We start from the raw sequence: 15,871 nt of genomic DNA, 5'->3' as shown, positions 1-15,871 counted from the left end.
CGGTTCGGGATTTATTTCCCGAGGCGCCGGTTCCTGCGGCTCGTCAAGTTCATCTTGTGCGTTGCCGCTTAGCCGGTCCGCGCCGGTTTGTTCCGCCGGGCCGGCGGGCTCCGGTTCACGCCTGGCTGTTCCGGGAAAGGCATCGGGTGCGGATCCGAACTGAATGCCCAGCGTGCGTTCCTTTCTCTCGTCGGCGTTAAGCCAGATGGTCAAATGCCGGTCGGCCGCTTGCGAGAGAATTTTTCGCGCCGACGATGAATCCGGCTCGGCATAAAAATACAGATACTTGTCGTCGTTGACCGCCGCCACTATGAAACCGGAAGCGTCGGTATTGTTTCCGGGTGTCCAGTCCCGCGCGGCGCCGTCCACCGTCAGCGGGCGTGCCTGCCAGCCGCTGACTATTTTCGGCGTGGCGCAGCCGGCGAACACAAGGCCGGCGAGCGCCGCAAGGCCGCAGACAGCAACTCGTGGCGCGGCATGCATACTATTCGCCTGTCTGCCCGGCGGAACCGTCTGACCGCGAGCCGTGTTTTCCGCCGCGTCCGCCGCGCATGCCATTACCGCCGCCGCGCATTCCGCCCTGCATTGTTTTGGCGGCTTTCGCGAAATCCTGAGCCGGGAGCGCCGCCCGCAGCGAGATCAGTTCCTCTGTTTTAAGATCGCTTATTTTCGCTTCGACGGTTTTGGCTTCGGCCTGCAGTTTACGCGCCGCGTCCGCGCTGTATTCTTCTTTTTTGAGTTCGTCGGTTATCGCCGTTTTTTTAGCGCGCAGTTCTTTCAGCAGCGGTTTCATCTTGGCCTGGCAGTCCGATTTGATTTTTTTGACTTGCGCGGCCAGCTCGTCGCTGAGTCCGGTATCGTCCATGCCCATGCCGCCCGGCCTGCCGCCCATCCTTTCCTGCGAAGGAGGCTGGTTTCCGTCCTCCTCAAAATCTTCCTGCGCCGATATGACTGCCGAGCCAAAAGCGGCAGTTGCGAACAGTCCCGCCAACAGCAGCTTGCAAACGCGGTTTGCGTTCATAAAATATCTCCTTTTGTTTGCCGGTTATGCATGCGCCGGCTGGTATAATAACGCGCGGCCCGGGCAATTTATTGCAGCCGCGCGCCGGAACCGGAGGGTGTGAGAATACGGGCGGGTGTTTCCGCGGGGCTATATCCGGACTTGATGGCTTTGTTCAGCCAGAGCCGGGCGGTTTTCGTGTCGCCCGCGTTGTAACAGGCCGAAGAGAGCAGCGCCATGGTCCGGCTGTTTTGCCGATCCAGCTCCAGTGAGAGGGTGTATTGGCGTACTGCGTCCGGAAAATCGCCGGAATGGAGGCTGATCGTGCCCAGCCCGGCATAGGCCATGGCGCGGTATTGAGGATTGGCAAGCAATGCTGTAAAACGACTGCGCGCGGCAGGATAATCGCCGCGCAGGCCCGCCAGTCGGCCGAGATTGAAAAGCACGGACGGGCAGGCCGGATCCGTCCGCTCCGCTTGAGCCAGAACCGCCATCGCCGCTTCGTATTTCTTCTGTTCATAGAGCGCGCCGGCCAGATTCACGGCGTGAAGCGGATTGTCCGGCTCCAGTTTCCGGGCCGCGCCAAACATTGCGGCCGCTTCGGCGTAGCGGCGGTTTTCCATGAAGGCTATGCCGGTGTTTGCGTATGCGATGGGGTTTGGGGGGATACGGCGGAGGGTGTCGGACCAGAAGGCAAGGCTGTCCCGCCATACGAAACACCTTTGCCTGGCCTGATAACCCAGCCATCCTATGACAAGGAAAACCGCCGCAAGCGCGGCGGCGCGGTTTTTGGCTTGCGCGATCAGTGCCGCGGCGAGCGCGGAGAGCGGAATAAATATACCTAAAGCCGGGAGGTAGGAATAGCGGTCTGCGGTCAGCACTGGCCCGAACGGGACAAGCTGGATGACGGGCAGCAGGGTTACCGTGAAAAATATCGCGCCGAACATGATTGTCCGGTTTTTCCGCAGAAAACAAATCAGGCACGACCAGACCGCCAGAAACGCTATTGCGTAAGCCGGCATGGCCGGTATTGCGTTTTCCGTCACATACATGCCGCTCAGACTGCCCGGCCACAGGGTTTTATGCAGATACCATAGCCAGGCGTAGGGCGGGGCGAGCAGGCGGGTAATTCCGTTCAGGCCGGTTTGTACGGTGGCGTCGGTCTGGTGTGTCAGAATCGGCAGCGCCGTCAGCGCGATGAAGCCCGCCGCCAGCCCGAAAAACGGAAGTGTTGCCTGCCAGTTGCGGCGCGCCTGCGCGGTTCCGTTTTTAAACCAGTCGCACAGCAGCAGTACGGCCGGCAGGGTAACCGCCATCGGCTTGGCCAGCGCCGACAGCGCGAACAGCGCGAGCGCCAGTGCGTAACTTGTTTTTCCGCCGCGCTGTCTGAACCTTAAAAAATACAACAGGCTCGACAGGTAAAAGAAAGCGTACAGCACATCCTTGCGCTCCGCTATCCACGCCACCGACTCCACATGCAGAGGGTGCGCGCCAAACGCCGCGGCGGCAAGCACTGCCGCCGGCTCCGGCAGGCCGAGCGCCAGACACAGCAGAAACACCAGTATGGTGTTGGCGGCGTGCAGCGTGATGTTGGTAATGTGGTAGATCGCCGGGTTGAGGCCGCCCAGGCTGTAATCAAAAGTGTAGGAGAGCGTGGCAAGGGGGGTGTAAAGCGACAGATCGCGGTTAGAAAAAATTGTTTTAAAATTTTCCAGCGACAGCTTTCTTATACGCGTGTTTTGCAGCACATACGCAGGATCGTCCAGATTAAGAAAACCGGCGTTAAAAAGCGGCTGAAAGACCGCCAGTACCATACCCGCCAGCAATGCGGACAGGATCAGGCGCCGGGCCAAAGGTTTTAAGTTCAGCGCGGCGGCGGTTAACCGGTTCATTCCGCGGCTTCCTTTTTTTTGATCCGGGCGGTTTTTGCGGCCAGCAGAACGGCCGCTATCATCGAAGCGGGACAGGCGATTGTTTTGCCCGCTATGTCGAACGCCGTGCCGTGCGCGGGCGAGGTTCGTATTATGGGCAGGCCCGCCGTAAAATGCACGGCGGCGGGGCCATTGAGTATTTTCAGCGGGATAAGCGCGCAGTCGTGGTACGGCACCACTATAGCGTCAAACCGGCCTGTCAGATGGGCGGCCCAAAGTGCGTCTGCCGGCAGCGGCCCGGAGGCTTTGACTCCTTTGCGCCGCAGTGCGGCAACCGCCGGGGCTATAACGCTGATTTCCTCGCCGCCCAGCCTGCCCGCGTCGCCCGCATGCGGGTTAAGCGCGCCGATCCCTATTTCCGGGTTATGCAGCCCTTCCTCTTTAAGCGCGGCGGCGAATTTAAGGGTTTTTGACACGATGAGCCGCGCGTCCAGCTCCCTTGCAACGGCTTTCAAAGGCAGGTGGTTGGTTACGGTCATTACCCGGACCGGGCCTTTCGCAAAACACATTGCGGCGCCGGGTGACTGGCAGTATTTCTCAAAAAATTCCGTGTGTCCGGTATAGGGCAGGCCCGCTTTCTGCCAGGATTGTTTGGAAACCGGCGCGGTCACTATTGCGCTTGCCTTGCCGTTCAATACCGCTTGCGTCGCCAGTTCAACCGCTTTGAAAGAGAGCAGTCCGCCTTTTCGCGAAGGCCGGCCCGTGCGGTAATCCCGGTCCGGGCCGAGTTTGCGCGCGTAGCCGGACAGATCAATGAATTCCTGCTCCTCCGCCAGTTCCGCTCCGGCCGGCAGGACGCCTGTTATGACCAGCCTGCACTCGCGGCGCACTCGCGGCGACCGGGCGGCTTTCAGCGTGATTTCCGGCCCTATTCCGCACGGGTCGCCTGTTGTTACGGCTATGATAGGTTTTGCTGGCATGACTGCGTCCAATGAAAAAGCCGGAGGGTTTCACGCCTCCGGCTTTGCAATTCGGCGGATTTTATTTTATGGTAATCGCGGCTTTCGCGCGCAGGTCTTTGATCACGGCGATCATTTCCTTCTGCACTTTTCTGCCCGCCAGATACTGGGCGAGCTGCGCTTTCACGTCGTCAAACCCGATATCCTGTCTGGCTTTCTTTTCGGTGACCTTGATTATATGGTAGCCGAATTCGGTTTCCACGGGGCCGATAATGTCGCCCACGTTCGCGCTGAACGCGGCGTCTTCGAATTCCCGGGGCATCCAGCCGCGGATGATGAACCCGATGTCGCCGCCCCGGCCCGCGCTTTCCTTGTCGTCGGAATATTTTGCAGCCGCGGCACGGAAATCTCCGCCCGCCTTAAGCTCGGCGCATATTTTGTCCGCTTCGGATTTCTTTTTCAGCTTGTCCACAATCGGCGTGTCTTTGCCCGCTTTGAAAAGAATATGCTGCACCCGCACGCGTTCGGCGGCCAGGTCTTTTATCCGCTGTGCGACCGCGGAGAGCGACTGCGCGTCTTCGGCCGGCATGCCTTTCAACGATTGCGTGCTGCCTTTTATCAGTTCCTGAATACTGTCAAAACAGGCTTTGGTTTCTTCTTCGGTCGGCGCGGCGGCTTTGGGCCGGATGCTTTCTTCCATGTATTTGCGCACCATCAGCTGTTTCTTGATCCGTTCCTTGAACTGCTCATAACTGATGCCCTCGGCCTTGAGTTCTTTGTTGAACGCCGCTTCGGCTTCCGCTTCCGGCACGGGCGCGCCGGTTTCATCAGTCTGGAACCGCGCTTTCACCTCGCTGATTCCCGCGTCGAGCTCGCGGCTGCGCACTTTGATCTGCGCTTTTTCGGCGGCCTGGGTAAGCAGGGTGTCGTCTATCATCTGGTCGAGCACTTTTTTCTGAAGGTCTTTTTTAGCCGCGGCGTCAGCCAGCAGGTTCGGCATGGCCTTGGCGTACTGTTCTTCAATCGCCCTGAACGTTTTGTCGTATTCGCTGCGGAGCACCGGTTCGCCGTTGACCGTGGCGACCGAATCGCCCAGCACTTCCGCCGCCGCGCCCGCGCACAGCGCAGGCATGCACAGCGCAACGGCCGCCAGCAGTTTTCTAATATCTGTAGTTTTCATCCAGAACCTCCACTTTGTATTTTTCTTCAATAGATTTGAGATAGCCGTCCAGTTTCTGCTTCTCCAGCACGCGCGCTATGCGTTCGCGCGCGTCATCGAAAGAAAGCCTGCGTTCGCCGTCTTTCTTGATCACGTGATAGCCGAATTTGCTTTTGAAAACCCCTTCCGGCTGATCGTTTCGCAGCCGTGCGACGGGCTGCTCCAGTTCCGGCAGAAACTCGCCCATGATGAACGGGGGCACGGCACCGCCGTTGGCCGCGGTTTCCATGTCTATGGACCGGGCTTTCGCCAGCGCGGGAAATCTGGCTTTGTAGCTTTTCGCGAGTTTGAGAACCTGGGTCGCTTCCGCCGAGCTGCCGCATAGAATATGCCGGATGGTATATTCCTCGGGGTATTCGTTGTAGTATTTCTGGATTTCCTTGTCCGTCACCGTCAGCGTGCCGTTTTTGCGCAATTCTTCAAGCCACATGCGGGTGAGCGTGTAGTCCTGAAATTCCCTGAACCGGGTTTCCATGTCTTCGCGCATTCTGCGGGTTTCCTGTATGAAAGCAGGATTGTTCGCCACTTCGCTGTCTTTGGCGGCGGCGAGAATGAGTTTTTCGCGGATGAGGATCTGAAGAAACTGTTTTTTCCCGCTTGGCGTGGCGAGATAATTCTGGAATCTGGCCGACACGTCGGTTATTTTCGCTTTATATTCGTCAGGCGTGATATAGCCGGAGCCGACGCGCGCCAGCGCTGGTTTTTCCGGCGGTGCCGTTTCGTTTTTCTTTGAACACGCGCAGGCCAGCGTTGCCGCGCACAGCGCCGCCGCCGCCGTTTTTATAATATCCATAGCCAAAGGTTACTCTATCATTTTCCGGCAAGACTGCTCAAGAACAGCACCGCGTCGCGCGCGAATTCGAGCGGTTTTGCGCTGCGTTCCATTATTTTCATACCGTCGCCCGACGGGCCGGACGTGAACCGCACCGCGCCTTTAAACATCTCCAGTATTTTTCCTGGCGCCTGCGGCGGAAAGCGGGTTCCCTTGCGGAAGGTCAGCTCGAAACCCGTTTCGGTCTGCTCAAGCGAACGGATGCCCGCCCGACCGGCCAGCCTGCGCAGTTCCACCACCGCCGCTATATTGAGCACGCTTTCCGGCACCGGGCCGCACAGGTCCGCCAGTTCGGCGAAAATCACGCGCGCTTTCGGAGGCTCGGCGTCGAGCAGGCGTTTGTAGCACCGGAGCCGTTCATTCTCGTCAGGCAGATAGCTTTCCGGTATGAAGGCCGGCGCGTTGATCTCCACCGACGCGGTTTCCTCTCTTCGCTCCTCCGTGCCCTGCTGGCGTTTGACCTCGCCCGCGAGCAGTTCGCAGAAAAAATTCAGGCCCACTTCGTTGAGAAACCCGTGCTGGTTTGTGCCGAGCAACTCTCCGGCCCCGCGTATTTCAAGATCGCGCAGCGCCAGCCGGAATCCGGAGCCCAGCTCTCCAAACTCCATCAGGGCGGACAGCCGCTTGCGGGCCTCCTCCGACATGCTTTTGGAATCGGCTTCGTCCGCAAGCCCATCCTCCGCCGCTTTTCCGGACGGTTTGATCCCGGGAATCTCGGCGTCGGGCACAAAATCCAGCGGACTGTGCTCAAGCCACGCCGGGTAGAAAAGGTAACAGTTGGCTTTTTTGCTGCCGCGCCCGATGCGCCCGCGCAGCTGATACAGTTGCGCCAGCCCGAATTCATGCGCGTTTTCCACAATGAGAGTGTTGACGCCCGGCACATCCAGCCCGCTTTCGATGATCGTGGAAGCGAGCAGCACGTCGTATTCCCGGCTGTAAAACGACCACATGGTTTTTTCCAGCTCGGCCTCGCGCATCTGCCCGTGCCCCATGCAGATTTTTATTTCCGGCATGATTTTTTTCAGATGCGCCATCCGGCTGGGCAGCGTGCGCACCCGGTTGTGCACGTAAAACACCTGCCCGCCGCGGGCCAGTTCGTCGCGCACGGCGGAAGCGGCCACGTCGTCGTTCCACGGCATCACGCGGGTATGGATGGGCACGCGGCCCCTGGGCGGAGTTTCGATGACGGAAATGCTCCTGAGATTGGCCAAAGCCTGATTCATCGTGCGGGGGATCGGCGTGGCCGACAGGAGCAGGCAGTGCCCGCCGCTTTTTAAACTGCGTATCTTTTCCTTCTGTTTAACGCCGAACCGATGCTCCTCGTCTATAATGCTGAGGCCGAGCGCCTTAAAACCGATGTCTTTCGACAGCAGGCGGTGCGTGCCTATGACGATATCGTGAATTCCGGCTTTGATGTCGGCTACGGTTTTCTTCTGCTCGGCGGGCGGCTGGAAGCGCGACAGCATCGCGATGCTGACCGGAAACCCCGCCATCCGTTCGGTGAAAGTGCGGTAGTGCTGGGCCGCCAGCACCGTGGTCGGCACGAGCACGGCTGTCTGCCGGCCGCTGAGCGCGGCGCGCATGGCGGCGCGCATGGCCACTTCGGTTTTGCCGAACCCCACGTCGCCTATCAGCACCCGGTCCATCGGTCTGTCCAGCGCGAGGTCGGCGAGCACGGCGCGGATCGCGCGGCGCTGGTCTTCCGTTTCTTCGTAAGGGAAAGAGTCGGCGAATTCGGTTTCAATTCTGGGGTCGCCCAGCAGCGCGTCCGTATGCGAACCGGCTCGCAGGGCTTCGTTTTTAAGGAGTTCCCGCGCCGTCTCGCGCACGTTCTCCTTTACCCGGTTTTTCACTTCGTTCCATGTTTTGCCGCCCAGCAGGGAGAGCCTGGGCGGGCGCCCGCCCCCGCCTATGAATTTCTGGATTTTGCGGAAATCATAAAGCGGCACATACAGCCGGTGCCGGTTTTTAAACTCCAGCGCGAGGCACTCCGTTTCTTCCCCGCCGCCGTGCGGAGTGAGCGTTTTCAGGCCCAGATAGCGGCTTATGCCGTAATCCTCATGCACGACGTAATCGCCTTTGGCGAGGTCTTTGAACCGGATGCGTTTTGCGCGGCTGCGGTCGTATTTCGCGAGCAGCGAACTGGCGGCGTAGCGGCGGTTAAGCACCTCGGACGACGTGATGACCGCAATTTTCCCCGGCCTGTAAATAAAACCTTCCTTCAGCGCGGAAATGGCGAACGAGGCCAGCCTGCGCGATTCGCCGTTTGCCAGCAGTTCGTCAAAACGTTCCAGCTCGCCGCGGTTGAGGCAGCTGAGAATGACCGTGAGCCCGGTTTGGCGCAGCCGTTTTATCTCGTTTTCAAGCAGCCGGAAATTGCCCGTGAAATTCATGCTGCGCGCGAAATCAAGATTCACGGCGCCTGGCGCGCCGGTTTTTTCCTGCGGCAGGAAAACCGCCCGGTTTTCAAATGACGGCAGCCGCGAGAAATCCGCGTCGGACGCAAGGCTCCGGTCCACAACCCAGGCGCAGCCGCCGTCAAGCCAGCCGGCCAGCGTTGCCGTTTCCCTTTCAAACGCGAGCGGCAGCGCCGTGAAGGTTTTCAACAGCGATTTGGTGGCCTGTGAGTCTATGTCGAACATCCTGATGCTTTCAATCTCGTTGCCGGAAAAGTACAGCCGTACCGGATACTGCGGCACGGGGCTGAAAATATCAATCACCGAGCCGCGCGCGGCGTATTCGCCCGGCTCCTCCACGAATTCCGCCCGCTTGTAGCCCGCCGTTTCCAAGGCGTCGAGCAGCCGGTGGCGCGGCAGGGCGGCGTTGCTGTCGAGTTTAACGCTTTTTGCGAGATAATCGGTTCTGGAGGGAAGCGGCGCGGTGATCGCGTCGGGTGTTGCGGTAATAATGAGTTTCCGGTTTTTCTGGCGCCGCGCGAGCGGCTCGAGCGCCGCCGTTTTGTCGAGCGCGCCCGCGCCGAGGAAGACGGTGTCGAACTCAAGATCCGGGTAAAACAGCGAGGCGACTCCCGCCAGCGCGTCATGCATTTCCGAGAGCTCTTCGTCCGACGGGCCTATATAGACCGCCGCGCCTGTCCGGGCTATGAGAGCCAGAAGATAATACGCTTTGCTGCCGGTTCCGTTCAGCCCGGTCAGTTCGCCGAGAGGAAACTGTGCCGCGGGCATCAATCGTCTATTTCCGAGAAAGACCGCGGTTCCGTTCCCTTGATGAATGCTTCGAGAAACTTCCTGCGCGTGGTCGGCAGAGCCAGCTTTCCGGTGCGCGGGTCTATCTGCACGAAAGTTATGCCGTCCGGCACGGTGAAATCGCGCACTGGCGTGTCTTTGAGCGCGGTCTGCATTATCTCCGTCCACCAGGGCACTACCGTGCCGCCGCCAGTCCAGTCTTTGCTTTCGATTGAGGAAAAATCGTCGTAACCCACCCAGCCCGCCGCCGTCATGTCGGGCGTGGAGCCGATAAACCACAGGTCGCGGTGGTCCTGGCTGGTGCCGGTTTTTCCGGCCAGAGGCCGGCCAAGCGCGCGCGCGCCCATCGCGGTGCCCTGTTCGACTACGCCGCGCATGAGATTGGTTATCAGAAACGCCTGCTGCGGTGAAAACTGTTCGCTTTCCGTGGGGATATTCTGCTCCAGCACCTTGCCGGTGTTGTCGAGCACGCGGTCAATCGCGTAAGGTTCCACCTTTATGCCGCTGTTGGCGAACGTGGCGAACGCGTTGACCATGTCCAGCATCGTAACCGCGTTGGTGCCCAGCCCCAGCGACAGAACCGGCGCCATCTTGTGCCCGATGCCCGCCCTGCGCGCGGTCGCGACCACCACGGTGGGCCCTAGCTTGTCAATAAGGTAGATTGACACCAGATTGCGCGACAGCTCCAGCCCTCTGCGCAAGGTTATCTGCCCCATTACTTTCCCGTCATAGTTGCCGGGCACCCAGATCTTGAACTCCTTGTCGCCGGTGAAGGCCTGCGTGGCCAGATCCATCGCGAACATGCCCGACGAGTCGTCGAACAGGCGCCAGTTGCGCCCGTCAAAGTAAAAAGTCATCGGCGAGTCGTTGACAAGGGAAGCCGCCGTGTAGCCGTTCATCAGCGCCGACATCCACACAAACGGCTTGAACGTGGAGCCCGGCTGCCGCAACGCCTGCGTGGTGCGGTTGAACTGGGTTTCGCTGTAATCCCGCCCGCCGATCATCATGCGCAGGGCGCCGGTTTTTATGTCCATCGCCAGAAACGCGCCCTGCAGCTTGAACGAGCTGGTGCTGACGGCCGCGCTGGAACAGTCCACGGTTTTTTCTACGCAGTCCGGGTCGTCCGGCGCGCAGGCTGAAACGACTTTCTTGCACGTTTCCGCGCCCGAAACGCTGTTTTTGATTTTTTCGGCGATTTCCTGCTGCACGCTTTCGTCGAGTTTTTCCAGACTGCGGCTCATTATCTCTTCCGCGGCGAGCTGGGCGTTCAGATCCAGCGTGGTGTAAATTTTCAGGCCGCCTTTCCACAGCGTGTCGACGCCGTATTTTGGTTCCAGCTGGCGGCGCACATATTCCACGAAATAGGGCGCTTTCGTCTGCACGATTGGAGTTTTTTCCAGCGGCAGTGGCTCTTTCCTGGCCGCTTCGTATTCCTCCCGGGTGATATAGCCCACATCCTTCATGCGGTAGAGCACGGCGGCACGGCGGGTCTGGGCGCGGTCGGCGTGGCCGAACGGAGTGAATCTGGTGGGTGCGGCGATCATCGCGGCAAGCAGCGCGCAGTCCGCCAGCGTAAGCTGGTCAATGCGTTTGCTGAAATAACGTTTCGAGGCTTCCTGCACGCCGTAAGCGCCTTCGCCGAAATAAATCTGGTTCAGGTAAAGCTGCAGTATTTCTTTTTTGCTGAACTGGCTCTCGATCTGCATGGAGATGATTATTTCACGCAGTTTTCTTATGATTTTTTTTTCAGGCGACAGGAACAGGTTCTTCGACAGCTGCTGCGTTATCGTGGACGCGCCCTGCTTCGCCCGGCCGTAGCGCAGGTCGCTGAGCGCGGCGCGGATTATGCCCAGCGGCGAGATGCCCCAGTGGTTGTAGAAATCATCGTCCTCCATCGCCAGCACGGCGTTCTGCATGTTTTTCGGGATCTGGTCTAGCGGGATGAGCGCGCGGCGTTCGACTGTGAATTCGGCGATGAGCTGGTTGTCCTTGTCAAAAACTTTTGTGGAAAGCGAGGGTGTGTAATCTTCCAGCAGGTCTATTGACGGCAGCCCTGCCAGCACGACCCGCATGCCCGCCGCGGCGCATATTATCATAACAGCCGCCGCCAGCGTCGCCAGACAAAGGTACGCGCGCGGTTTAAAGCGCGAAAGTGGTTTAATCATTGCAATCATTATACTAAACCGCGCGGCGCTTTGCCGCTAACGGCGGGCGTATTGCTTTTACCATAAAAAAGAGTACAATTATTACGAGTTTGCATTTTCGCAGTATGATTTCAAGCGACAAAAGAGGATAGAATGCTCGACCGAAAAATACTCGCAGAAGCCGTGGCCAAATATGAAACTGAAATGGTGCAGTTCGCGCGCGATCTTGTAGCCATACCGGGGTTTTCCACCACCGAGGAAAAAGTGGCCAGGCGCATCGCGCAGGAAATGAAGAAAGTGGGGTTTGACAGGGTGACGCTCGACAAGATGGGCAATGTGATCGGGTTTCTGGGCACCGGCAAAACGAAAATCATGCTGGACGCGCATATAGACACCGTAGGCATCGGCGACCCCAAAGCCTGGAAGTGGGACCCGTTCAGGGGCAAATTTGAAAAAGGCGTGATTTACGGGCGCGGCTCGACTGACCAGAAGCTGGCGATGGTTTCCATGGTTTACGCCGCCAAGCTTATAAAGGAACAGCGGCTGGGCGGGGACTATACCTTTATAGTGGTGGGTTCCTGCATGGAAGAGGATTGCGACGGGCTGCCGCTTCTGCACATTATCAATAAAGAGAAGATCAGGCCTGACTATGTGGTGCTGACCGAGCCGACCAATCTGCAGGTGTATCGCGGGCACCGCGGCCGCATGGAAATGAAAGTGGTCACCAAAGGCCGTTCGTGCCACGCTTCCGCGCCGGAACGGGGCGACAACGCGATCGTCAAAATGGCGCCGATCGCGCTCGAGATCACCAAACTTAACGACCGGCTTAAAAAAGACAAATTTCTTGGCAAGGGCACCGTGGCGGTGACCTCCACGGAATGCAAGACCCCGTCGCTCAACGCCGTGCCGGACGAATGCACGATTTATCTGGACCGCCGGCTTACGGCGGGCGAAACCATGAAATCCGCCGTGGCGGAAATCGCGAAGCTGCCGTCGGTAAAAAAAGCGAAAGCGAAAGTGGAGGTGCTGCGGTACGAGGCGGTCGCGTGGACGGGCCTTAAAGTCGGCCAGGAAAAGTATTTCCCCACCTGGGTGCTGCCGGAAAACCATAAGCTGGTGCGGGCGGGCCTCAAAGCCGCCGAGCTGGTGCACGGCAAGAAACAGAAAGCCGGCAAGTGGGTGTTTTCCACCAACGGCGTGGCCAGCGCGGGCCGGCTGAAAATCCCCACGATCGGGTTCGGCCCCGCCGACGAGGTCTACGCGCACACCGTCAACGAGCACGTTAAGGTGGAAGACCTGCTCAAGGCGGCCGTTTTCTACGCTGCCGTGCCGCAGTATCTGATTGTGAATCATTGAATTCAGCCGCCAAATCAAGGAGAATACCGAACCTATGAAGAGCATGCTTAGAGGGAAAGACTGGATTGAAACCGTAGACTGGTCCAAAGAGGAACTGGAAACCGTGCTGGATGTCGCGGCGGATCTCAAACGCCGGTTTTCGCTTAACGAAGCGCACCGCATTCTGCAGGACAAGACGCTGTTCATGATGTTTTTCGAGCAGTCCACCCGCACCCGCAACTCGACCGAAGCCGGCATGACCCAGTTGGGCGGACACGCGCACGACCTCACGCCGGACAAGATGCAGATTTCGCACGGCGAAACGCCCAAGGACACCGGCAAGGTGCTTTCGCGTTACGGGCACGGCATAGCGATCCGCAACTGTTTTTACGGCATCGGCAACAAATACATCCGCGAGGTCGCGCAGTATTCGGATATCCCGGTGATCAACCTGCAGTGCGACGTGGATCACCCCTGCCAGAGCATCGCCGACCTCATGACGGTCCGCGAAAAATTCGGAACCAGCCTGCGCGGCATGAAATTCGTCATTTCGTGGACCTATGCGCCCGCTTATGCGCGGCCTCTGTCCGTGCCGCAGGGCCTGATCACGCTGATGCCGCGTTTCGGCATGGACGTGACTCTCGCCCACCCCAGGGAATTCAACCTGATGCCCCGCACCGTGGAAGCGGCGAAGCAATACGCCAGGGAATCGGGCAGCAAATTCGAAATCGTGCATGAGATGGACGAGTCTTTCAAGGACGCCATTGTTCTGTATCCCAAATCATGGGGCTGCCACCAGTATCTGGCGGATCAGGGCGTGCCGGAAGAGGATAAAAAGCGCGTCGGCATGGAAATTCTCAACAAGTATAAGGACTGGGTCTGCACCGAAAAGCGCATGAAACTCGCAAAGCCCGAAGCGGTGTATATGCATCCGCTTCCGGCGGACCGAGGCGCGGAAGTGGAAGACGCGGTTATTGACGGGCCGCAGAGCATCGTGTTCGATCAGGCGGAAAACCGGCTGCACACCGTAAAGGCCATACAGGCCCTCACTATGGGCGGGCGCCCGTAGACCGTGCGTGAAATTGTAATGGCGCGGGCCGGACTGCAGAAAGTCCGGCCCGCTTTTTTTCAGGTATAATTTTTCTATGAGAAAATACATTCTGGCCGTAATGGCGGTCATGCCCGCGGGTTTTTCCGGCGGCATTCACGCGGCTGACAAATACGGTGATTTCGGCGGGATGGCGGCTGAGAATCCCGAAGGAATAGCCTATTCCGTCATCAGCGAAAACCGGGGCGCGCCGGTGACGGTGTTCGCGCCGCACGGGGGCCTGCTGGAACCGGGAACCGACTTGATAGCCCGCGAATGCGCCGGTGACAGCTGGAATTTCTACGCGTTTATCGCGCTTGATTCCGCCACGGCGCGGAGCCTGCATGTCACCGCGGCCCATTATGACGAGCCGCGCGCTCTGGCGCTGGCCCGAACATCCGTCATAGGGCTCGCGATGCATGACCAGCGCGAAACCGGCGATGTGATCTGTCTGGGCGGCGGCAACGCCGGGCTGCGGGCCGAAACGGCGGAAGAACTGAAGGCGGCCGGTTTCTCGGTTGAAGCGCCATGCGGGCGGCTGCCGGGCGTAAGCCCGGACAACATAGTCAACCGCGCGGAAAAACAGGGTCTTCAGTTCGAATTTTCCGCGGGAATATCGAAAGAGCTTGAAACCAACAGCCGTGAGCGGGCGCGGTTTTGCTCTGTTTTGCGCCAAACGGTAACGCGGTATCTCCGGCGTTTTTCAATGGGGTTCCGTCCGCCGCGCGCAACGGCGCGGCAACGCCGGCACTACTAGCCTTACATATATTTTGCTATATTTTAGGGGATCGTTTTGCAGACCGTGCGGCAGGCCCGCGCGCAAATTATCCGGAGGAACCATGAAGAAAGTGTTGCGAATATTCGCTTTTGGCGGCAATGAAGTGTCGCCGACAGGCATTACCGATCCCAAAACCGGCAAGTCGCTCGTGCCGGATATCGCCATGCAGTGGCAGAAAACGGCCGACACCACCAGACTGGTCGCCGATATTCTGGAAAAACATCCCCGCGATCTGTTTGTGCTTACGCACGGCAACGGCCCGCAGGTGGGGAATATTCTGCTGCGGTCGGAGCATTCCCGTTCGATCCTGCACCCCATTCCGCTTGATATCTGCGGTGCGGATACCCAGGGCGCGATGGCGTATATGCTGGCCCAGCTTAACAGCGAACTGGCGGTGCGGGGAATAGCGAAAAAGGCCGCCGGGCTGGTTACTCAGGTTGTGGTGAACAAAGACGATCCCGGTTTTCAGAACCCCACCAAATACGTCGGCCCGGCTTACAGCCGACAGGAAGCCGAGGACCGGCGCGACAAAAACGGCTGGGCGGTGAAGTGTTACAAGAAAAACGATAAAGGCGAGGAAGTGTGGCGCAAAGTTGTGCCCTCGCCGGATCCGGTTGATATAGTGGAAATTGAAGCTGTGGAAGCCCTGCTTGACGCGGGCCTGGTGCCTATCACCGTGGGCGGCGGCGGAATCCCCGTCGTGGAAACCGAGTGCCAAAACGGCGAATACCGCACCAATTACGATATAGTGTTCAAAGGCAGAGAAGGCGCGAAAGTGTACCGCGGGGTGGAGGCGGTTATTGACAAGGACCTTGCGTCGGCCCTGCTGGGCGTGATGCTGTTAAAACGCGCCAGAGCGCGCGGCAGTGAGCTGGATGTCAGCCTGACGGTTTTTACCGGCGAGGACGGCGCTAAGCTCAATTACCAGAAACCCGACCAGATAGACCTGCGCAGGCTTACCGTCAAAGAGGCGCAGGATCTTTATGACAAAGGCAATTTCCCCGCCGGTTCGATGGGCCCCAAGATCAAGGCGGCGCTCGAGTTTGTCAAAAACGGCGGCAGCGTGGCTTATATCTCCAAGACCGAGCTTTTTGAGGAAACCCTCCGGGGCAAAGCCGGCACCACGATAGTGCCATAAGTATGGGCCGGTACACCGGGTTCGAATGCCTGAACTGCGAAAAGAAGCAGGCCGCTTCTTTTAGCGGATATCTATGTCCGCATTGCGGCGGCAACCTGAATGTTCTGTACGACTATGCGCAGGCCGCCGAAACGCTGAACCGCGAAAGCCTTGCGGCCAATTCGGAGTGTTCGGTTTTGCGGTATCTGCCGGTTCTGCCGGCAGCAAAGGCGGAAAGTTTTCCGCCGGTGCGCGTGGGCATGACTCCGCTTTACGACGTGCCGCGAACGGCCCGCAAATTCGGGCTCGGGTCGCTTTACATA

The 15,871-nt window shown here is 58.9% G+C and carries 13 protein-coding genes; 5 read left to right on the top strand and 8 right to left on the bottom strand.

Annotation, left to right across the window (positions count from 1 at the left end):
* From PHW69_07205 to PHW69_07170, 8 genes are all read right to left on the bottom strand, one after another.
* Positions 1-483: hypothetical protein (locus PHW69_07205; protein MDD4004975.1), on the bottom strand; the 483-nt coding region annotated here is incomplete at its 3' end.
* Between the two features lies 1 nt (position 484).
* Positions 485-1,021 (bottom strand): periplasmic heavy metal sensor, encoded by a 537-nt coding sequence (locus tag PHW69_07200; GenBank protein MDD4004974.1) that lies wholly within the window; start codon positions 1,019-1,021, stop codon positions 485-487.
* Positions 1,022-1,089: 68 nt separating this feature from the next.
* Positions 1,090-2,892 carry a tetratricopeptide repeat protein gene (locus PHW69_07195; protein ID MDD4004973.1) on the bottom strand — a complete coding sequence of 601 codons (1,803 nt, stop codon included), beginning with the start codon at positions 2,890-2,892 and terminating at the stop codon, positions 1,090-1,092.
* Entirely contained in the window at positions 2,889-3,851 is a 963-nt protein-coding gene (gene pdxA, locus PHW69_07190) for a 4-hydroxythreonine-4-phosphate dehydrogenase PdxA (protein MDD4004972.1), read from the bottom strand. The genes PHW69_07195 and pdxA overlap by 4 nt, the downstream gene beginning before the upstream one ends.
* A 61-nt stretch (positions 3,852-3,912) precedes the next feature.
* Entirely contained in the window at positions 3,913-5,010 is a 1,098-nt protein-coding gene (locus tag PHW69_07185) for a peptidylprolyl isomerase (GenBank protein MDD4004971.1), read from the bottom strand.
* The gene (locus tag PHW69_07180) at positions 4,991-5,842 is read right to left on the bottom strand and encodes a peptidylprolyl isomerase (GenBank protein ID MDD4004970.1); all 852 of its coding nucleotides are present in this window, start codon (positions 5,840-5,842) and stop codon (positions 4,991-4,993) included. Before PHW69_07180 ends, PHW69_07185 begins: the two co-directional genes overlap by 20 nt.
* Before the next feature lie 17 nt (positions 5,843-5,859).
* Complete coding sequence (locus PHW69_07175; GenBank protein MDD4004969.1) at positions 5,860-9,066, bottom strand: CarD family transcriptional regulator; 3,207 nt, start codon at positions 9,064-9,066, stop codon at positions 5,860-5,862.
* A complete protein-coding gene (locus PHW69_07170) occupies positions 9,066-11,252 on the bottom strand; it encodes a PBP1A family penicillin-binding protein (protein ID MDD4004968.1) in 2,187 nt (728 codons plus the stop codon). The genes PHW69_07175 and PHW69_07170 overlap by 1 nt, the downstream gene beginning before the upstream one ends.
* A 132-nt stretch (positions 11,253-11,384) precedes the next feature.
* Between PHW69_07170 and PHW69_07165 the strand changes: the two genes are divergently transcribed.
* The 5 genes from PHW69_07165 to PHW69_07145 all read left to right on the top strand — a co-directional run.
* A complete protein-coding gene (locus tag PHW69_07165) occupies positions 11,385-12,587 on the top strand; it encodes a YgeY family selenium metabolism-linked hydrolase (GenBank protein MDD4004967.1) in 1,203 nt (400 codons plus the stop codon).
* Positions 12,588-12,621: 34 nt separating this feature from the next.
* Positions 12,622-13,635 carry an ornithine carbamoyltransferase gene (locus PHW69_07160; protein ID MDD4004966.1) on the top strand — a complete coding sequence of 338 codons (1,014 nt, stop codon included), beginning with the start codon at positions 12,622-12,624 and terminating at the stop codon, positions 13,633-13,635.
* A gap of 76 nt (positions 13,636-13,711) precedes the next feature.
* Positions 13,712-14,410 carry a poly-gamma-glutamate hydrolase family protein gene (locus tag PHW69_07155; protein MDD4004965.1) on the top strand — a complete coding sequence of 233 codons (699 nt, stop codon included), beginning with the start codon at positions 13,712-13,714 and terminating at the stop codon, positions 14,408-14,410.
* Positions 14,411-14,492: 82 nt separating this feature from the next.
* Positions 14,493-15,569 carry a carbamate kinase gene (locus tag PHW69_07150; GenBank protein ID MDD4004964.1) on the top strand — a complete coding sequence of 359 codons (1,077 nt, stop codon included), beginning with the start codon at positions 14,493-14,495 and terminating at the stop codon, positions 15,567-15,569.
* 2 nt (positions 15,570-15,571) lie between these two features.
* Positions 15,572-15,871, top strand: a 300-nt coding sequence (locus PHW69_07145; protein ID MDD4004963.1) for a hypothetical protein, incomplete at its 3' end; no start/stop codon positions are given.

The organism is Elusimicrobiaceae bacterium, assembly GCA_028700325.1.
Lineage (GTDB): Bacteria > Elusimicrobiota > Elusimicrobia > Elusimicrobiales > Elusimicrobiaceae > JAQVSV01.
Note: the sequence above shows the minus strand (reverse complement) of the source record. Positions and strands in the feature narration are given on the sequence as shown.